The 1,171-nt window shown below is 65.8% G+C and carries 1 protein-coding gene; it reads left to right on the top strand.

What is annotated here, in order from left to right; all coding sequences use genetic code 11:
• The first annotated feature begins 184 nt into the window (after nucleotides 1-184).
• Nucleotides 185-1,150, top strand: a complete 966-nt coding sequence (locus tag QZH66_RS16540; RefSeq protein ID WP_305806961.1) for an IS110 family transposase — start codon at nucleotides 185-187, stop codon at nucleotides 1,148-1,150.
• Nucleotides 1,151-1,171: the final 21 nt, after the last annotated feature.

The following is a 1,171-nucleotide window of genomic DNA, read 5'->3' as shown; positions in this document are numbered from 1 at the left end:
GCGGTAGAGTTTGACCGCTGTTGAAGCGGCCAGACCGGTCCGTGCAGCCTGGTAACGGCTGGGGCATAGAAGCCCGTCACTGAGTACATCGCGCACGGTAGCCGTGCTGGTCTTCCTGAAGCCCGAACGGTTACGCGCGCCGGCTTGTCCGAGAGCGCATTCACAAGCAAGGGATCTGAAGACCATGTCTGTTACCTCAGTGGTGGTGGGCATCGACGTGGCCAAGGCACACGTGGATGTCTCGGTGCTGGGCTGCCCGAGCTCGATTGCTCAGCGTTTTGACAACGAGGCCGAGGCGCACTCGGCGCTGGCGGCAGCATTGAAGCCGCTGGATGTGGCGCTGGTGGTGATGGAAGCCACCGGTGGCTACGAGGCGGCGCTGGCCTGCGCGCTGCAGGCTGCGGGCCTGCCCGTGGCGGTGGTCAACCCGCGCCAGGCGCGCGACTTCGCCAAGTCCATGGGGCGCCTGGCCAAGACCGACCGCATCGACGCGCGCATGTTGGCCGAGTTCGCCGGCGTGCTCGTGCGTCGCGACGATCTGGCCAGCTTCATCCGTCCTCTGGCCGATGCGCAGCAGCAGGCGCTGGCCGCGATGGTCACGCGCAGGCGCCAGCTCGTGACGATGATGCTCTCGGAGCGACAACGATTGCAGTTGGCCATTGCCATCGTGCGTCCGAGCATCGAGGCCATGATCGAGGCGATCGGCCAGCAGCTCGACGACGTGGAGGCCCAGATGGTGGGTCACGTCCAAGCGCACTACGCCGAGTTGAACAAGTTGCTGCGCTCGGCCGCCGGCATTGGCCCGGTGGCCAGTGCCACCTTGATCGCCGAGTTGCCCGAACTCGGCAGGCTCAACCGCCGCGAGATCGCAGCCCTGGTGGGCGTGGCCCCCATGGCCAACGACTCCGGCAACTCCAAGGGACGACGGCGCGTGCAGGGCGGGCGTTTCGAGATACGCCGCGTGCTCTACATGGCCACGCTCACCGCCGCACGCCACAACCCCGCCATCAAGGCCTTCTACGACCGGCTGCTGGCCGCGGGCAAGTTGCCCAAGGTCGCACTGGTGGCCTGCATGCGCAAGCTCCTGACCACGCTCAACGCCATGGTCAGAACCAACAAACCCTGGGACAAATCGCTTCACGGCGCTTGACTTCAAAGACGGTTACTCAGT

Origin of the sequence: Stenotrophomonas sp. YIM B06876 (genome assembly GCF_030711595.1) — a bacterium.
GTDB lineage: Bacteria > Pseudomonadota > Gammaproteobacteria > Xanthomonadales > Xanthomonadaceae > Stenotrophomonas.
The sequence above is the reverse complement of the archived record's forward strand: the minus strand, read 5'-3'. Positions and strand labels throughout refer to the sequence as shown.